Source organism: Photobacterium sp. (assembly GCF_033720175.1).
GTDB lineage: Bacteria > Pseudomonadota > Gammaproteobacteria > Enterobacterales > Vibrionaceae > Photobacterium.
Window position 1 is genome coordinate 13,981 of sequence record NZ_JAWWDA010000008.1, and the last position, 17,851, is coordinate 31,831.

Consider the following 17,851-nt stretch of genomic DNA (forward strand, 5'->3'; position numbering starts at 1 on the left):
GGGTGCTTATTAAGTACCCTTTTTAGTATTTGAAGTACCTGAACATTGCCAAAAAACCGCTGGAAGGGCATTATCGACACCTATTTTAGTGACGCTGTCACTTTTTGGGTTTTTGTTCAAATTACAATTCTTCCGCCTCCAGGATCTCATCACTACGCTACTCATGCCCGTTACTCATCCGGCTCCACTTCCCAGTTATTTTGCTTGGCCTGTTCGAGCAGTTGTGCCATTTCTTCGTCTAACTTATTGACTAACCATGAGATAAAGTTAGTGACCTTGTCACCTTTAGTGTTGCAGTAATAGTAGTAATTCCATGGGCTGCCAATGATTTTCACTGATACTGGTAACTTCAGGTAGCCCTGCTTGAGTTCATTAGCCACCAGCATTAAGTCGGTGATCGTAGCACCTTGTCCGGCAAGGCAAGACGTCAAAGCCATGTCTAGGGTGTCAAAGGTCAGGCCGGTATCGTTATTCAGCAGGTGCTTGTCGTTTTTCTTCAGCCACTCGCGCCAGTCAGAACGATCTGGCGTGGGATGCAGGCGAGGATAGGTCAGAAGTTCATCGACAGTCAGCAAAGTATCCTTTTTGGTAAGCAATGTGGAATAAACCGGTGCCAGGTATTCTTTGCGCAAAAAATTGTTTTGATATTTAGCCTTAGGCTGCGCCAGCTGACCAAAAATGGCAATATCGTAATCATCGACATCCAAATTTAGTTCATCATCGCTATGGCTGATGGTGGAAAAGAGCACAATATCCAGATCCGGGTGTTGTTCCTTGAACGAATGCAGGCGGGGAATCAGCCAGCGCACGGCAAAACTCATCGCGACTTTCAACCGCAAGGTATGGCTATCTTGATTTTTTAGCTGGCGAATCGTGCCGTTTAACTCACTGAATTGCCGGGTCAGCAAGAGGGCTATTTCTTTACCTTCATCGGTTAAGAGCAAAGCCCGGTGTTGGCGAGTAAACAACGGAAAACCAAGGTTATCTTCCAGTTGACGGATCTGACGGCTAACGGCACTTTGGGTCACATTCAGCTCTTGTGCGGCGAGCGTAAAACTGAGGTATCTTGCTGCTGCTTCAAAGACTCGAAGCCCATTTAATGATGCCGGTAAAAAAGCGTGTCGTGTAGCCATAATGCCTGACTTTTCCTGCATGAGTTTTTAGAATGCCAAAGTGCCATAAAAGTCGTTTGAAAATCAATTATTATGTCTTAACATCTAAGGTATAAAAATAATATTAATCTGCATAATTGGATCACCATGAAAAAACTGCTCAGCCTAGCTGTTCCGCTGATTATCTCCCAACTGGTTGCGCAACTACTTGTCTTTACCGATGTCTGGATGATGGCACAATTAAGTATTTTGGCAATAGGCGGGGGGGGGCTTGGTGCCTCGGTTTACTCCTTTGTCTTTATTATTGCAGGGAGTACCGTTGGTTGTGTCGCAAATCTTATTGCCATTGCCTATGGCAAGCGGATGCATCAAAAAGAGCTCGGCGATAGCGAGATCAGAACGGCTTTAAAAGGGGGGATATTACTGACCCTCATGCTGACGCTTGTGTTACAGCCGGTATTTTTTATGCTGGAAGGCTGGTTACTCAAGGCGGATCAGGATCCTCAGTCCGTGGCCTTGGCAATGGATTACTTAAATGCATTGAAGTGGTCAATGTTTCCGACCTTGATCTTGCTGGTATTGCGAAGTCTGGTAAGTGCATTTGGCGATACCCGCTCCATTATGATCATGTCTCTGGCAACAGTGATACTGAACGTACCAATTAGCTATCTGTTTGCCTTCAGCATGAACATGGGGATCGCAGGCTTAGGCTATGGGACGTCATTGGCATCACTGATCATGATGCTGGCTTATGGGGGCTGGGTTTTTCGTCACCCGCTCTACCGTCAATACACACCATTTTCAGATTTGCGTGAATATAAGCTAGGCGCAATGAAGCCCTTGTTAGGGATAGGGGGACCAATCATGATTGCCACCTTGCTAGAGCATGCACTGTTTTCTGGCGGCGCCCTGCTTGCGGGAACATTAGGCGCGGTATCGCTGGCGATTCACCAAATTGCCATGCAGTGCCTGAACCTCTCCTGGAACATCGCCTTTGGCTTTTCGCAGGCGGCCTCGATTCTGGTGAGTCAGCATGTGGGTAGCAGAGAGCCCGAAATGGTCCGTCAATACGCCAAGCAAGGGATGTTTGTTGTCACGGCAACCAGTGCGGTCATTGGTTTATTGCTTAGTATCTGGCCAGAGTTTCTGACTCAGGTATTTAGTATTGAAGGTGATGTTCTGGCACAAGAATTGGTGAGCGTATTACCAGGCGTGATGATCATCGTTGCGATGTGCTTTGTGGTGGATGCATGGCAACTGACGGCAATTAGCGTATTGCGTGGTATGAAAGTTGTGATAGGTCCAACGGTCTCGACTGTGGTTGGTTACTGGCTGATTGGTTTGCCTGCTGCGTGGTTACTGATGAATCAGATGGGCGTGGAAGGTATATGGGCCGGTATGGGGATTGGTCTGGCCGCTACGGGGGTGATGTTAGTTTTTTTACTGTTCAAGCATATCGCGAAGTTCGAGCACGATGTCAGTCAGGCCTCTGCTGTTAATGGATATATGAATATTGGAACAGAAGATAAAACGCGTGAAATTGAAGCCCAAGCCTTAGTGGTATAAGTTTTCAGCCAGTTCATCTAATTTAAAAAATAAAAAGCCAGAAAATGATTCTGGCTTTTTTTTTTTGCGGTACGGTTTAACGCATGCGGAAGACATCTGTTTTTTTATCATTTTGTACTTCCGCAAAGCTGCGAATAAATGGGCCCTGCTGGCGAATGCGAGGTGATAATCCCTGGATCACTCGTTTGGCTTCTTCTTTCGATGCAAAGTCCCCATAAATAACCGCGTACCAGTTTTGTCCGCGGCTGTGTTTCCAGTTAACCCAAATCGGATCCTGCCCCTGGATATCTCGGATATATCCGCGAACATCTCGTTCTTCACTTAATGCAAGTACCTGAATGGTGAAACGAGCAGGATCGAGATGCCCGTAAGCTTCCTGCGTTGTCATTGCACCGACGCACTGGCTTTTAGTGGTTGAACAACCGGAAAGAACAAGCAGTGCTAAAGCTGCGATCATCTTACGCATAAGAGACTCCATAAAACGTTTTCTGCCCATTAGATGAATGGTGGCAGAATGATTTCTGCATTCTGCCGGTGGGCGTATTGTTATAAGTAATTAAGCGACAAGTTTATTAAGAAGATAAATATTTGATGTATAAAACTGAACAAGCCGTTTTTGTGTGATTCTTTTTTCATCACCTTCGGGAGGGAATCACCGCATTTTCCAATTTTTTAAAGACTGTGTATTCATACAGAAAAAACACACACAATAAGTGACGATTGTACCGGTTTACCGTTAGACTGTGTTTATATACAGTATTTATGTGTGAGAGAAGCGATGACTGTACTGCCTTTATTTATTGAGTCGGTGAAATGCGGATTCCCGTCACCGGCTGATGGCCATCAGGAGCAATTAGAGCTGGAGGAATATCTGATCCGCAATCCGAATGCGACTTTTTTACTGCGAGCTTCCGGCGAGTCGATGGTCGGTATCGGCATTTATGACGGGGATTTGCTGGTGGTAGACCGAGCGGAGTCTATTGTTCCCGGGCGAATTGTCGTGGTCCGGATCTATGATGAATTTACCTGCAAGCGCTTAATTCGGCATAATGGCGCATGGTGGTTGAAAGCAGAAAGTCCGGCTTTCAAACCGTTTCCTATGCCCGAAGATTCTGAAATCTTCGGTGTTGTCACACGTAACATCCATGATTTGTTAAAAGTGTAATGGCGTTACACCTTGAAGGCTATCAAAATCAGGTATGGGCGCTGGTGGATGCCAAGAGCTTTTATTGCCGCTGTGAACAACTTTTTGATCCGAAACTGGCCAATAAACCCATTGTCGTGTTGTCGAATAATGATGGTTGCTGTGTTGCTCTGTCAGAACAGGCGAAAGCCTTAGGCATCAAACGCGGTGCGCCATGGTTTAAAATTGAGCGAGAGGCAAGGCGATTAGGCGTTCAGGTCAGAAGCTCCAATTACACCTTATACGCCGATATGAGCCGACGGTTTATTGAAGAGCTGAGTCAGTTTTCTCCCCATGTCGAGCAGTATTCGATAGACGAAGCCTTTATTCGTTTAGACGGATTTCAATTAGATACCCTTGAAGATCACGGCAACAAGATCCGAAAAGCCATTATGCGTAATATAGGGTTGCCTGTACGGGTTGGCATCGGATCGACGCCAACGCTGGCGAAGCTGGGCAACCAGGCTGCGAAGCATTATGAAATGCGGGTCAAGGGAGTGATTCAGATAGATTCAGACTATAAGCGACGCTGGTTGCTTGAGCGTACGGATATTCAGGATATCTGGGGGGTAGGGACACGTACCGCAACCCGATTACGCACCTCCGGGGTCGAAAATGCCCTGCAGTTGGCAGAAAAGGATCCGGCAGGCATGCGGCGGTTATGGAATGTCGGGCTAGCGCGAACAGTACTGGAATTGCAGGGAATAGCCTGTATTAAGCCGGGAGATATCGACGAGGCTCGCAAGCAGATCTTATCCAGTCGTAGTTTTGGCGCAGGTATTTCAAATTTTAATGAACTGAAGGCAGCACTGGCCTTTCATTGCCAGCGCGCCGGAGAAAAGCTGCGCAAGCAGGGAAGCCAGGCAAACCTGGTGGGGATCTTTTTGCGTACCAACCGTTACAAAGAGTTACCACAACATAACAAAAGCAGTGCACTGCCGCTGGGCTGCCCGAGTCAGGATACCTATAAGTTTCTCGAGCTGGCATTGGCTCAGCTGGTTCAGTTGTATCGCCCCGGTTATGAATACCACAAAATAGGGGTGATATTAGATGATCTGACAGCAGCGGAGAACAACAGCTTCCAGCTTGATATGTTTGATAACAGCGCGTTGGAGGAGTCTAAACGCCGTGACTTGATGGCAATTACCGATCAAATGAACGCGAAATATAAAAACGGCATTAAACTGGCCTCGGTGATTGGTTCTACCAACTGGCATATGCGCCAGGCCTTTCGTTCTAACCGTTGGACAACCCGGCTGGATGAACTACAAACCGCGAAGTGTTAAAGTCACCTGGGTATATAGCATTTGCTTATGTCATAGTGGCAAATAGTATTTTTCATTATGGCCAAACCTTTTCAATAATATAGGCAGAGAATAAAAGCCAATGAATTCTCGCCAAACGCGGCATCTTGCGGCGGCTTGGATATAAAGAGAATTGAAAGGGTATGATTTGATGGTTAAATGGATAGGTTTAGTGCTGGTGTTAGTGGTGTTGTCGTTGACGACATCTGGTGGGGTCAGTGCGTTACTCGACCTTACTGCTTTTCTGGTGCTACTCGTGGTGGTCGGAAAGAGAGCGATCAGCCAGCACAACACAATAGGGAAGCAGTGATTGCAACTCGATGTCACACTGTAACAAAATCACTCAAAACCAATCGGAAGCATAGTTCCGACTGGTATCCCGAAATCACCTCAAAATCAGTTGGATATTATAAACCGGTCTGGATATAGGCCAGCGATCCGATGCCAATTGCCAGCCAAAGCATAATGCCAAGCAGCAGAGGCTTAAAACCGGACGTCCGGAGCTTCTGTACTGTGATGCCAGAGCCAATCAGGAACAGGCACAACACCAGGATCCGTTTGGCGGCCATAAAGATCTGGTCGTAAACATCTTGTAAAGAAGGAACATAGTGGGCGAACAAAATAGCCAGGCAGTAGAACAGAATAAAATAAGGGATTCCAATCTTCTTGCTATCGCCCTTGAACAGGAACGCACTGAGAAAAGCGACGGGAATTATCCATAGTGCGCGGGCCAGCTTCAATGTCGTCGCCGTTCTGAGCGCCTCATCACCGTAAGCCCCCGCCGCACCGACAACCGAAGAGGTATCATGGATCGCAATGGCAGCCCAGGTACCAAAAGCGTGCTGGCTCATCTCCAGCAGGTGCCCAATGGCAGGGAAAACAAATAACGCGACGGAGTTCAGCACAAAGACCGTGGCTAATGCTAACGAGGTTTGATCATCGCGGGCATTGATTGCAGGTGCAACGGCTGCAATCGCACTCCCACCACAGATGGCCGTACCGGATGCAATCAGGTGTCCTGTCTTTTGTTCAATACGCAATATTTTGGTTAATAGCCAGCCAATGATCAGAGTGAAAAAAATAGAGCATATAATCAGGCCCCAACCTTGTTTGCTGGCTTCAATGGCCTGTTCAAGATGGATACCAAACCCCAAACCAATGATTGAATAAGAGAGGAGTTTTTTGGTGACCGCTGCGATATTAAACTGTGCCGGCACCAGCCCCAAACTGGCGAGAGAAAAACCGAGAATAAGTGCAACAGGAGAACTGATAATGGGCAGTAAACAAATGAGAGCCACCAAGAAGAAAGGCATGTCAGAAGTCTGAAATCGTTTCATAGCGTTGTTCAGAGGCATTGGATTCAGCAAAAATGAGTCTAAAAGTGCGGTGAGTATACTCTGAAGCAGCTATTTCGTTAATTTAAATATATTGATGGCAGGGTTAAGTAAAACTTAACATAAAAGGCTATTTCTTTACCCACTTGCCTGCTGTGTTTTGGTAATAGTGGCCAGGCTCGGTTTTTTCTACCGCTTTTTTATACGCCAATTGACCGACTTCCATTATGCTTAAGCCGTGCGACATAGCAATTTCCTTATAGCGTTCTTGTCGTTGCGCATTAACCTGAGCAACCAGTTTGTTGACTTCTGGCGGGGCATTAGACGTAACCACAGCAACGTATCCGTTGCTCGTTTCACCGATTAAACCTTGTGATTTTGCTTGTTGCAGATCGAGTGCAAATGCCTGGGCACATATAAAAAATGTGAAAAATAGAATTAAGAAATGCTTCATGACATTCTCCCTGCCGACTCAGAATACATCATCGTCACTGAACAACTCATCAAGTTCCCTATCGACTTTTATTCTGATTTCATGATCAATTTTGACATTCAAATTCACTTCAATCGGCTTATCAGAGGCCGTGACTTGCACGGTCGGAGTGCAACCGGCTAATCCAATAGTCGGTAGCATTAACGTTAATGCAAGGAATGTGAGTATGCATGAAAATTTTAGCTGTATGTCCATGAGCCATGACCTTCTTAGCCATTCATATCAATTAAGCGCATAAGTTGCTACTCATCTAAACCAAGCTGCTTTAAAAATAAACCTTCCAATTTGGGAGAATTTATCGCATTCATTGTTTTTATTAGTGCTGGTATGTCATCTTCGATGTTCAGGTTTAAATACACGGGACGACCACTTTGAAATTCAGGGTTATGGCCCTTAAAACGTGAACTCGCTTTTAACCTGCCTTCTTTAGAATAGTCTATATCAACGGCAAGTGAGTCGTAGTGATAATTTTTCAGGATCTTACTAACGACCAGAATGCTGTTTTCTCCGGCGGCTTCGATATTTTGATCGATGGCTGAACCTTCTAAGTAACGTAACAGCCCGCCAGGGTAACGTGATCGTAACAGGCCATTACGGATAACAGGTAACCCGTCTTGAACTGCCAAAGGCAGTGAACCATCTAAAATACCTGTTAATTCAATCCCTTCATATTCAATATTTTTAATAATCTGCCTCAGATCGATACCATGCACAGTAATGGGAATATTCTCGATGTTTGTCAGACTGCGGCTAGAAACCTGCTGGGCACTTATATTGCCACCAAACACCTGGGCAAAAGCTCGATTTAACTGATAGCGTTCATGCCGGGAATCAAACTCAAAGGCTGCCGTAATATTTTCAAAGAGTGTTCCAAAATGGAGTAATCCGATATGAAGACTGATCGGATATTTTGATTGAATACCCTGTGGAGTAAACATAGATGTGATAGAAAGGTTCACGTCGGCAAAGCGAAAACCTTCAAAATACCCGGATAGTCGTTCCGTAAATAATGCGAAGTCCCCTGAAAGATCACTCTTATCAAGTATTATATTCGCTTTCAGGCTCATCGAGCCTTTATATAAGTCATAGTTTATCGGTAAGTGTGGAAGGTAGTACTTTTTTAAAGAGTGCTTATTTGAAAAACGAATTTCATTACGGTGTAACTTAACGTGTGTCTTTTGCTGATCGAAATCTGAATCGATAGTAAATTGCAGCAGTCGAGCGTTGTTACCGTTCGTTAACTGCCCTGTGAGAGTGACGCTAGCAGGAGTGAGATCGATATTTCCTTGGCTGGAAAATGAAGGAAGGCGTTGGTTATTTTGCTTGATATGCAGGGTGGTCAGGTAGTCTGTTTTTATCCTCAGATTAGTATCAACTGGTTTTTCCAGGGTAAACTTACTCAGATCCAGCTCTAGCTTTCCATTGTATTTTTGTACGGGTAGCTGGCTTTTACTGTTCAATGATTTTTTACCGGGGGGCGAAGTCTGCTGGCTATCGGAAATGATCTTTTCAGCAGAGAAGTCAGCAGAGAAATGCGCCTGGCTATCTTGTGGCTGGCTGAGAATGTACTGGCCAGCGGGCTGTGATGAAGACTGCTGTAGCGTTAACGCATCAATAGCCAGATTAAGCTTGCTTGCCTGACCGGTATGGAGGTCGGAGTGCCCTGAAAACAGTAAATTGGCTGCGTTTATTTTTATGTTTTCAAGCAATAGCGTGTTTTCGGCTAAGGCTGTATTTGTCAGTGTGATTGCTGACCACTGCAATATGATATCAGAAGAAAAGGTAACGTGATTAATTTCAGTCGCCTTAGATGGATACAGTTGCTTTGTCGTGCCATTAATACCTGCGATTATGTGACAGTGTAGCGCCCGGTCTGTGCACGTTAACTGATTGATTAAAAAAGACAGTTGAGTATTAATCTCTTTGTTTTTGAGTGATAACTTCTCATTTCTATCTGTCAGAGTCAGCTGTAGCTGATTATTTTGGTAGTGGGCCGTTAAATTGAGTTGCCCGTCAGTTTCGAGCTTAATATCAGAGATAACGGTCTTTTTTTGTGGCTGAGCGATTTTCTTTGATTGGGCACTTTGCTTTTCTGTCTTGATGTCGTGCTCCGGAGGGACAACATACAGCAGATGTGCAGGGAGGGAATACCGATTTAGATCAATCGCAATAGTGGAAGGTAGCTGAATGGCCAGTTGATAGCTGGCGTTAACAAGCTTGTTATCCTCCTTGTTATCTACTATCTGCTTTTTTTCAGGACCTTCAATTTGATGAGCCGTAATAATGATAGGCTCAGATAATAAGGCACTGGGAAGTCCATAGAGCTTGAGCCGGTCAGTCAGCTCTTTGGTGCTGCGGAAATTGGCTTTACACGTCATCGTTTTGGGAAGGGGGTGATGAAAACGAATCTCTGCCTGACATTCCAGCGCATTGCCGTCAGGGCCTGATATGACTACGCTGAAGCGAGCTTGTTGATCATTTACATGCTTGATCTGAAAATTCATATCGTAGGGTTCCGGTCCTAACGCTTTTCCTGCTAATGTCAGTTTTGCCAGCGTTGTTGACTTTCCCGGCTGTTGGCTCGGTGTTTCTAATACTAACGTTGAATCAATGATTAATTCCCCGTAGCTGAACTCTTTTACCCGGAGTACTTGAAAAGGCAATGTCGCCAGGTTCGCAATTACCTTGCCGAGATGGAGCCCTTGGTGCTCAGTGTCAGGTTTGTCAACAAAAGCGGGCAGCGACACGGGTTGATCCAATATGACTTTATCTGCCAGTAACTCGATGCTGTTGGCTGGCTGTTCGATATCCATTTGCAAAGAGATATTGCTGAGTTGTTGTTTGAAGCCATTATTGAGCGTTAGCCATTGCGGATTAAGTTGTTCTATATGCACCGATAAGGGGGTGGCGTCAGGGTGCCAGGCAATTGAAAAATTGGCTTTGCTAAAGTTGAGCGGATAATGGGGGGATGATGTCAGGTTGGGTAAAAATAAGGTTAAGTCGCCTTGTTTGATGAAGCCCGTTATCGTCAAGACTGGTTTGGTAGCCAGTATCAAATCAACATTATTGATCTCCTGCTGTATTTGCTTCTGCTTATTGTCATGGTGAAAAGCAGACACGGCAATTTTTTTGGCATGGGCGCTGAAGATGTATGGGGCAGACCAGTCAGTAAAATTCAGGGCGGTATTGGTTAAATCGATATGCTGTAATCTGATCCCTTGCTTATTGAGAAACGATTCCACCAGAGGAGCTGGCGTTATCTGTGTTTTTTCTGCAAACAGTCGCCAGGATGATGGCGAGATGGCACTTTCAGCATCGACATAACGACCCAAGGTAATATTGTGCAAAGTTAATGTTGTTTTGCTGATGGATAGCGACACTTCTTTAATAACCAGCCCCTGATGGAAACTTATACCTGAGATTGCCTTTATCTCGATACCTTTTGTCGCCAGCCAGGGCGGGATAAAAATAGCAGGAATGAGTAAAACACAGAAAAAGAGCAGCACCGCATAGCGTATATAACGTTTCCTTCTCAGCTTGGCGCTTTGAGTCCGCAAAGAAGGTGGTGTTGCTGGTGGTATCGGTTTAGGCTCATTCATCAATCGTTCATACAACCTCATAAGGCAAGTGAAGCGATAAAACGTCAACTTATCAACTTCATCAGTGAAAGGGCTTTAAAGGCTCTTTTCAAGCATATACCCAAATTGTGATAACCAACAAAATGGGAATACTTCTGACTTTTATCAATCAGTGAGCATTAAGCTCATCACTGGGTAGAGGTGTCTTTTTTGATTCTTTGCAATATATGAACTATCCCTTACAGCTGTCTGGGGTTTAATAAAAGCTGTACATTTATGCCTGCTTATTTTTCATTCCCAATCAATCGCTTATGGTCAAGTCGTGAGTGGTGGGTGGTATTTTTTAACCTTGTAGTACTTATTGTTTTAAATTTTTAAAAAATTGCCGTTTCGTCGTGCCTGTCACTTTAAATTTTTACCTCGATAGGCGTAAATAAAAAATATTTGAGAATCGTGAAAAAGGAAGTGTCATGAATGAAAGCGCTATAAATCAACCAGCCATGCAAAAGGTCGGTATCCCCGCATGGTGGTCGATCTTTAATATGTTCTGGTCAGGCTGGATTTTTATGTATGCCGCGCTGCAAGTTTCCTCAGGAAGACTTGGTGAAAAAATATACATGAAAAAAAGCAAAGGAATTAAATTGTGAAGATGACAATAAAAGCTAAGTTATTGATATTGTTTTTAGTGCCCATTCTTATACTAAGTGCCTATTTTATTATCAGTCTTGTGGATACTCAGAAATCTGTGCTTGCGACAGAACATAGCAATGTAGATGAAAAAGTAACTGAAATGCTGAATGACAACTTAATTGGGCAAGTTGACACCGTGACCCAATCCATTTCGAGTTATTATGAAAGAACTAAGCTGGAAAACATTAAGGCAGACTTAGCTGCCGAGGTATCAGACATTATAAATACCATTGACGGTATTTATAAAAACAGTACCTCTGCTGCTGATGCCGAAGCGAGTATTTATGCTTTTATTAATGAGCATCACTGGAATGATGGTCGTTATCTCTTTTCCTATGATGCAACATCGCTGGTTAACAAGGCACATGGAGCCAATCGAAAGCTTATAGGAACGAGTTCTTATGACAGTAAAGATATCAAAGGCAATCTGTACGCAAGAGATATTGTCAGTGATGCCAAAGGGAGCACGATTGGTTTTACCCGTTTTTTCTTCATCAATCCTAAAACAAATAAAGCGGAAGACAAGCTGGCTGCCTCTTTTTACTTTGAACCTCTAAACCTTGTTGTTGGCACGGGTGAATACTTAAGCGAACTAAGACAAGATAACCTTGAAGCGGCACTGCATACCATCAATTCATCCAAGTATGGGGAGAATGGCTACTTTTGGATACAAGACAAGGACGGCAAGATTTTGGCTCACCCCAAATCGTCTCTTATCGGCACAATTCCAAACAAGGTCGTAGCGAACGCCATAAACGGTAAATCTGAAACGTTTACTAAAATAGTTTTCGAAAACCCAAATACCAAAGAAACAGAAAATAAAATTGTTTATGCCCGAAATATTTTCCCTAAATGGGGCTGGACAATTGCGACCGGGGCGTATGAGAGCGAGATCACAGGCATTAAAAATAGCTTAACAAGTGCTACGCAAAAGATATTTTCCGAAAAAGTATACATGAGTACAGCAATAGTTGTTGTGCTACTCATAATATCTTTGCTTGTGGTTGTGTGGGCACTTAACATCATTGTTAAAGGCTTAGTGGTTCTTAAAGAGCGTATTGATACCTTATCGACTGGTGAAGCTGACTTAACCTCGCGGATTGATATTACTTCTCATGATGAGCTGGGCGATATTGGCAATTCAGTCAACAACTTCATTATTTACCTGCAATCCATGATCCTGGAAATTTCTCAAGCTTCTGCTCATATCTCCGAGGGGATCAAGCAGCTTGATGTACAGTCGGGCTTAAATAACCAGGCGCTGAACAAGCACGCATTAGAAACAGATCAAGTTGTCGCGGCTATTACTGAAATGAGCGCAACGGCTGAAACCGTTGCGCAGAATGCTACCGAGACGGCCACTAACACCCAAAAAGCGAATAACAAAGCGATGTTGGCAAAAGATGATGTGCTTGAGGCATCTGGCAGTATGGTTGTTCTGGTGGAGGAAGTAGCTACCGCCTCATCGAGCATCAACACGATGAACGAGAATACTCATAAAATTGTCAGTGTATTAGGTGTGATTGGTGAAATTGCCGATCAGACTAACTTGCTGGCACTTAATGCGGCTATTGAAGCCGCACGCGCCGGAGAGCAAGGACGAGGCTTCGCTGTTGTTGCCGATGAAGTACGATCGCTTGCCGCACGAACCCAGTCCAGCACCGCTGAAATTAATGAGATCTTAGCAACATTACGTCAGGATGCTGCTAGTGCGGTCGCTGCAATGGATGTGACGAAAACAAGCTGCGAACGTACCGCTGAAAAGGCCGATCGGGTATCAAACAGTCTGGATGCCGTGACAGGATCCATTGTCGAAATTAATGATCTCAGTACTCAGATTGCAACCGCTTCAGAGGAGCAGAGTTCGGTAACCGAAGAAGTCAGCCGCAATATGAACAACATCCGCGAGATGGTTCATGAGTTGACTCAAAACGGGCAAGCTACGGTCGACAGTACGCAAAGCCTGTCTGCTGCCAATGCACAATTGGACGAGCTGGTTAGTAAGTTTAAATTACAATAGTCCGAGGCTGGCTCTATTGCTTGGAATATTATAGCGACAGAGCCTTCAGTCAAGGCGTTCGCAAAACGTGGACCTAAAATGAAAGCTGGCAGCCTGCCTTTTTCAAGGCTTCCAGCTTTTTATCGTTACTGGCGTAGGCAGATGTTATTAGCCTGCAAGTGCCGGTTCGGATGGCTCGAATTTAAGTTGGGATGGGCGTTGTATGCTACCGTCTATTTCGTCTATCGCAGAGAGCAGCGCTTTTTTTACTGACACATTATCGTTATTTTCAAGTGCAACAAGCGCACGGGTGAGCTCTTCTTGAACAAGGCTTATCTGTTGCGATGCTTGTTCGAGTTCAGACGGCATTTGAGAGGTGTAATGCGTGAGGGATGAAATAGTCTGAGAGAGTGATTGAGAAGTTTTATTCATATTGATTCGTCCTTAATGCTTGATTTTAAAACTAATTCCACTTTTCCTGCCGTGGGTGTAGCCACTGTATCCGACTTTTGTCGGACAAATCTTAACTTGGATCAACGAACCGTATATTTACTCTTGAACATCAACACGATAACGTGATGGTCAAGATAGATGCCAGTGATGTGAATATTAGTCAGGCAACACTGGATATTCAACTTTGTGAGTAAATTGTCAGCTAGGTAAGAAATTTATCAGGGGAAATACACCAGATAATGCAAACCTATTCATTAATATGACTATTTTTTATCTCGGATCGATTAATTCGTGTGAGATAACGGAGCGAAGGATGTGTGTAATGGCATCACTTCGTTAATTCAAAAAAATTTTCATGTCTTCACATACAGTGCTATACAGGTGTCACAGAAAGGCGATCGGGTATACAACCCCGAGTTATTTACCAGCAGAGCCGTCAGGGTAGGATAAGTTATGAATAAGTTGTTATCTTTTGAGGCATTACTCGTGCTGGATGCGATTGAGCGTCGCGGTAGTTTTGCTGCGGCTTCAGAAGATCTTGGCAGAGCCCCATCGTCATTGAGTTATCAGGTTCAAAAACTCGAACAAGATTTAGATCTGGTGATCTTTGACCGATCAGGGCATCGCGCGGTATTTACCAAAGCTGGTCAGCTGTTACTGGAACGCGGGCGTCTGCTTCTTTCTGCGGCTGATGACATGATTTCAGATGCCAGTGCACTTGCTCATGGTTGGGAGCTGGATATCAACATCGCTTTTGATGGCTTGGTTAGCCTGAAAGGGATGTTGCCGCTGGTGGATGAACTGGGCAAAGAAAGTAAAACACGAATTCGATTTACGGAAGAAATTCTGGCCGGGGGCTGGGAGGCATTAGCGCAAGATAGGGCTGATATTTTAATTGCTCCTGCGCCGAATGTTGCGCCACCGCAAGTGAAAATACTCCCGCTTGGCAAGCTCGATACTATTTGGGTTGCGCACCCTGACCATCCCATTCATCAACATGATAACCCGTTAGACCCTGCTATCCGCCGGCAATATCGAGGCATTGCCGTTGCAGATACCGCACGAAACATGCCACCGCTATCGCACAATATTTTAGATGATCAACCTTTGCTTACCGTCAGTACGATGAATGATAAATTGATAGCCCTGAAAGAAGGGATCGGTATTGGAACCCTATCACATTGTTATGCTGCGGATGCGCTCGAAAAAGGCGAACTGGTTGTGATTGGTGATAACCCTGTTTATGAGATAGACATGGTTCTGGCCTGGAACCGTACTCGAATGGGAAAAGCAAAAACCTGGTGCATTAAACACATCGAAAATTTGTGGAAAAAACAGCGGCGGTAAGAATCGCGACGGTTGGGAATAATCCACAAACAGAAGGCGCTCTGTAGTCATGGGCGTCTGTCTTCTTGTGGTCAGATTTACTTACCAGTATTGAGAGGAAGCAACATCTCAACAATGCCATCTTCCATCTGAACATCGATTTGAAAGCCCACTTTTTGCGCCAGCATAATCATCCCGTGGTTGGACGGCATGGTCATTCCGGTTATACGAACCATACCGCGCTGGGTGCAGTAGCGAATAATTTTCTCCATTAATATCCGGCCTAAGCCGATGCCCTTTAAGTCGGATCTGACCAGAATGGCAAACTCAGCTTCTTGGTTGTCGGGGTCGGACAATGCGCGGGTCACCCCTAAAATAACGTCTTCTTTTTCTCCTTTTTCGTTGGTTACTTCGCTGATGGCGACAAAGGCCATTTCACGGTCGTAATCAATTTGGGTCAAGTTTGCCATGGCTTCATGGTTAAATTCGCCCATATCAGAGAAAAAGCGTTTATACAGATCATCTACCGATACTGCAGAGATAAAAGCTTTGTGCTTTGGCTCATCCTCCGGAAGAATCGGGCGCAGCAAAATGGTCCGGCCATCTTTTAAGGTGAATCGTTCTTCATGCTCTTTAGGGTAAGGGCGAATAGCTAATCGGGCCTGTTTATCGCCTTTAAAATGGTGGATCGTCATCGAGGCATCAATGACTGTCATATCGTCGCCTGCAGCCAGTAACGGATGAATATCAAAATCAACAATTTCAGGGCAATCGATGATCAGTTGAGAAATTTTCACCAGCAACTGACACAGGGCGGGAATGTCGAGACGCTCCGGCAGATTGCGGTGTTTAACTTTCCCCGTTTTAATGGCATTAATAACCAGATAACGAGCCAGAGCCATATTTAATGGCGGAATCGCAACGGCAGCATCTTTGTGTATATCCCAGTCTGCGGCATCATCACCAATCAGAATAACCGGCCCGAAGACCGGGTCGTTATGTACTGAGATTCTCAGTTCCTGGGCACCGGCACGATTGGCCATGCGTTGTACCAGTAAACCGTCAATACGTGCACTCGGATAGTTCAGCGCTACCCGGTCTAAAATAGCCTGGGCGCCATTAGCGACTTCTGCAGCATTACGCAGATGCAGCAATACGCCATGTATTTCCGACTTGTGGCGAATATCGGGCGAACGGAGTTTTACGGCAACCGGGTAGCCAATTTGTTCAGCAATGTGGACGGCTTCGGCAGCATCAGACGCTATCCAGGTTGGCAGGGTTTTAAAGCCGTAACTTTCCAGTACGGGACGTACTTCATGTGTTTCCAAATGAGATATGCCCTGAGAAATCATATGATTCAGTACATCATGAACATGGCGATGATTACAGGGTGTTTCACCAAATGAAACCGGGGTTTCCATCAGTTGTTTTTGGTTCTGTCGGTACTGGACCAGATGCATGAATGCAGAAATAGCACTTTCAGGTGTTCGATAGGCTGGGAAGCCGGCTGCAGTGAAAATATTGCGCGATATAATTGCTTCATTTTCGCCGGTCCAGTTGCTCAAAATATTAAATCGTTTAGTTCGGGGGTGAGATTGAAGCACGCTTACCAAACGTTTTGCCGTTTCATTTCCGGGGGCAATGGCGGACGGTGAGTGTATGATCAGTAAAGCATCAAAATCATCACTGTCGAGAAGGATCTCAATCGCTTTTACATAACGGGTAAGATCAGCATCGCCGATAATGTCGATAGGGTTTGCGTGTGACCAGCATGCCGGTAATACACCAGAGAGTTTCGCCATGGTTTCAGGGCTCAGTGCGGCTAATTTACCACCGAGGTCCGATAAGGCATCAACGGCCATAATTGCCGGGCCACCACCATTGGTCAGAATGGCCAGGCGTTCACCGCGCAGGGGAACGGAGTGGGCTAATGTTTCAACGGCGGTAAACAACTCATGAGTGTTGTTTACCCGTAGCATACCAGACCGTCGGATGGCGGCGTCATACACCGCATCCAGCCCGATTTCACCTCCAGTATGCAAGTGTGCCGCTGCGCTACCAGCCCGAGTACGGCCACTTTTCAGTACCAATATCCGACGATTACGTGCAGCGGCTCGGGCCGCAGACATAAAGCGGCGGGCATCTTTGATTGAATCGACATAAAGCAAAATGGCTTCTGTTTTGCTGTCACGGCACAGGTAATCGAGTAGCTCTGCAAAGTTAATGTCGCCAGCATCGCCGAGAGAGAGAAACGTCGAGAAACCGATACTTTTGTTCTTTGCCCAATCCAGAATGGTGGTACATACGGCGGCAGATTGAGAGATAAAAGCGATATTGCCTTTATTGGCGGAAATAGGAGAGAAAGAGGCATTCAGGTTAAGCCACGGCAGAATCAACCCTATACTGTTTGGGCCGACGATGCGCATACCATGTTTTTTAGCAACTTGATACATGCGGACCTCTTCTGTTTCTCCGTGACGGTTAAGAGGCATATTCATCCCCGCAGCCAGCACGATCGCGACTTTAACGCCTTTTTGACCGAGCTGATCGATAATATCGACGTTGCGGTGGGCGTTGGTGCAAACAATCGCTAAATCTGGAATTCGGGGCAGGCTATCAATCGTAGGGTAGGCAAGTACGCCAGCAACTGCGTCATATTTTGGGGTAACAGGCATAATAGGACCGTGAAAGCTGCCTGACAGCAAGTTACGGATCACTACATTTCCGGCACGATTAGGGTTATCTGATGCACCTATTACTGTAATGGATTTCGGCTTGAGGAGTTTATCCAATCCACCCATATTTTCACCCCG

General features: G+C 45.2%; 15 protein-coding genes. 7 read left to right on the forward strand and 8 right to left on the reverse strand.

Annotated features, from left to right (window positions below):
- Positions 1-170 precede the first annotated feature (170 nt).
- Positions 171-1,133, reverse strand: a complete 963-nt coding sequence (locus R3289_RS10700; protein ID WP_318925492.1) for a LysR family transcriptional regulator — start codon at positions 1,131-1,133, stop codon at positions 171-173.
- Positions 1,134-1,259: 126 nt separating this feature from the next.
- Here R3289_RS10700 and R3289_RS10705 point away from each other — a divergent pair, with 126 nt between their 5' ends.
- The gene (locus tag R3289_RS10705; protein WP_318925493.1) at positions 1,260-2,678 is read left to right on the forward strand and encodes an MATE family efflux transporter; all 1,419 of its coding nucleotides are present in this window, start codon (positions 1,260-1,262) and stop codon (positions 2,676-2,678) included.
- Between the two features lie 76 nt (positions 2,679-2,754).
- Here R3289_RS10705 and R3289_RS10710 read toward each other — a convergent pair whose 3' ends face one another.
- Positions 2,755-3,144 carry an SPOR domain-containing protein gene (locus tag R3289_RS10710; RefSeq protein WP_318925494.1) on the reverse strand — a complete coding sequence of 130 codons (390 nt, stop codon included), beginning with the start codon at positions 3,142-3,144 and terminating at the stop codon, positions 2,755-2,757.
- A 312-nt stretch (positions 3,145-3,456) separates the two neighbouring features.
- Here R3289_RS10710 and R3289_RS10715 point away from each other — a divergent pair, with 312 nt between their 5' ends.
- From R3289_RS10715 to R3289_RS10725, 3 genes are all read left to right on the forward strand, one after another.
- On the forward strand, positions 3,457-3,843 hold the full coding sequence (locus R3289_RS10715; RefSeq protein ID WP_318925495.1) for a translesion error-prone DNA polymerase V autoproteolytic subunit: 387 nt from the start codon (positions 3,457-3,459) through the stop codon (positions 3,841-3,843).
- The gene (locus R3289_RS10720; protein WP_318925496.1) at positions 3,843-5,147 is read left to right on the forward strand and encodes a Y-family DNA polymerase; all 1,305 of its coding nucleotides are present in this window, start codon (positions 3,843-3,845) and stop codon (positions 5,145-5,147) included. The genes R3289_RS10715 and R3289_RS10720 overlap by 1 nt, the downstream gene beginning before the upstream one ends.
- 169 nt (positions 5,148-5,316) lie before the next feature.
- Entirely contained in the window at positions 5,317-5,475 is a 159-nt protein-coding gene (locus R3289_RS10725; RefSeq protein ID WP_318925497.1) for a hypothetical protein, read from the forward strand.
- Positions 5,476-5,572: 97 nt separating this feature from the next.
- On the opposite strand, the gene R3289_RS10730 is transcribed toward R3289_RS10725, so the two are convergent.
- From R3289_RS10730 to R3289_RS10745, 4 genes are all read right to left on the reverse strand, one after another.
- Entirely contained in the window at positions 5,573-6,502 is a 930-nt protein-coding gene (locus tag R3289_RS10730; RefSeq protein WP_318925498.1) for a YeiH family protein, read from the reverse strand.
- A gap of 127 nt (positions 6,503-6,629) precedes the next feature.
- Positions 6,630-6,953: a YdbL family protein gene (locus R3289_RS10735; protein WP_318925499.1), complete on the reverse strand. Its 324-nt coding sequence runs from the start codon at positions 6,951-6,953 to the stop codon at positions 6,630-6,632.
- 18 nt (positions 6,954-6,971) lie between these two features.
- The gene (locus R3289_RS10740) at positions 6,972-7,187 is read right to left on the reverse strand and encodes a YnbE family lipoprotein (protein ID WP_318925500.1); all 216 of its coding nucleotides are present in this window, start codon (positions 7,185-7,187) and stop codon (positions 6,972-6,974) included.
- Positions 7,188-7,234: 47 nt separating this feature from the next.
- The gene (locus R3289_RS10745) at positions 7,235-10,591 is read right to left on the reverse strand and encodes a YdbH domain-containing protein (RefSeq protein ID WP_318925501.1); all 3,357 of its coding nucleotides are present in this window, start codon (positions 10,589-10,591) and stop codon (positions 7,235-7,237) included.
- A 449-nt stretch (positions 10,592-11,040) separates the two neighbouring features.
- Between R3289_RS10745 and R3289_RS10750 the strand changes: the two genes are divergently transcribed.
- Positions 11,041-11,217 carry a hypothetical protein gene (locus tag R3289_RS10750; protein ID WP_318925502.1) on the forward strand — a complete coding sequence of 59 codons (177 nt, stop codon included), beginning with the start codon at positions 11,041-11,043 and terminating at the stop codon, positions 11,215-11,217.
- Positions 11,218-11,219: 2 nt separating this feature from the next.
- On the forward strand, positions 11,220-13,280 hold the full coding sequence (locus R3289_RS10755; RefSeq protein ID WP_318925672.1) for a methyl-accepting chemotaxis protein: 2,061 nt from the start codon (positions 11,220-11,222) through the stop codon (positions 13,278-13,280).
- Between the two features lie 147 nt (positions 13,281-13,427).
- Here the strand turns inward: R3289_RS10755 and R3289_RS10760 are convergent, their stop codons facing one another.
- A complete protein-coding gene (locus R3289_RS10760) occupies positions 13,428-13,691 on the reverse strand; it encodes a hypothetical protein (protein ID WP_318925503.1) in 264 nt (87 codons plus the stop codon).
- Positions 13,692-14,165: 474 nt separating this feature from the next.
- Here R3289_RS10760 and R3289_RS10765 point away from each other — a divergent pair, with 474 nt between their 5' ends.
- Positions 14,166-15,059 (forward strand): LysR family transcriptional regulator, encoded by an 894-nt coding sequence (locus tag R3289_RS10765; protein WP_318925504.1) that lies wholly within the window; start codon positions 14,166-14,168, stop codon positions 15,057-15,059.
- A gap of 77 nt (positions 15,060-15,136) precedes the next feature.
- On the opposite strand, the gene R3289_RS10770 is transcribed toward R3289_RS10765, so the two are convergent.
- Positions 15,137-17,839, reverse strand: a complete 2,703-nt coding sequence (locus R3289_RS10770) for a bifunctional acetate--CoA ligase family protein/GNAT family N-acetyltransferase (protein WP_318925505.1) — start codon at positions 17,837-17,839, stop codon at positions 15,137-15,139.
- Positions 17,840-17,851: the final 12 nt, after the last annotated feature.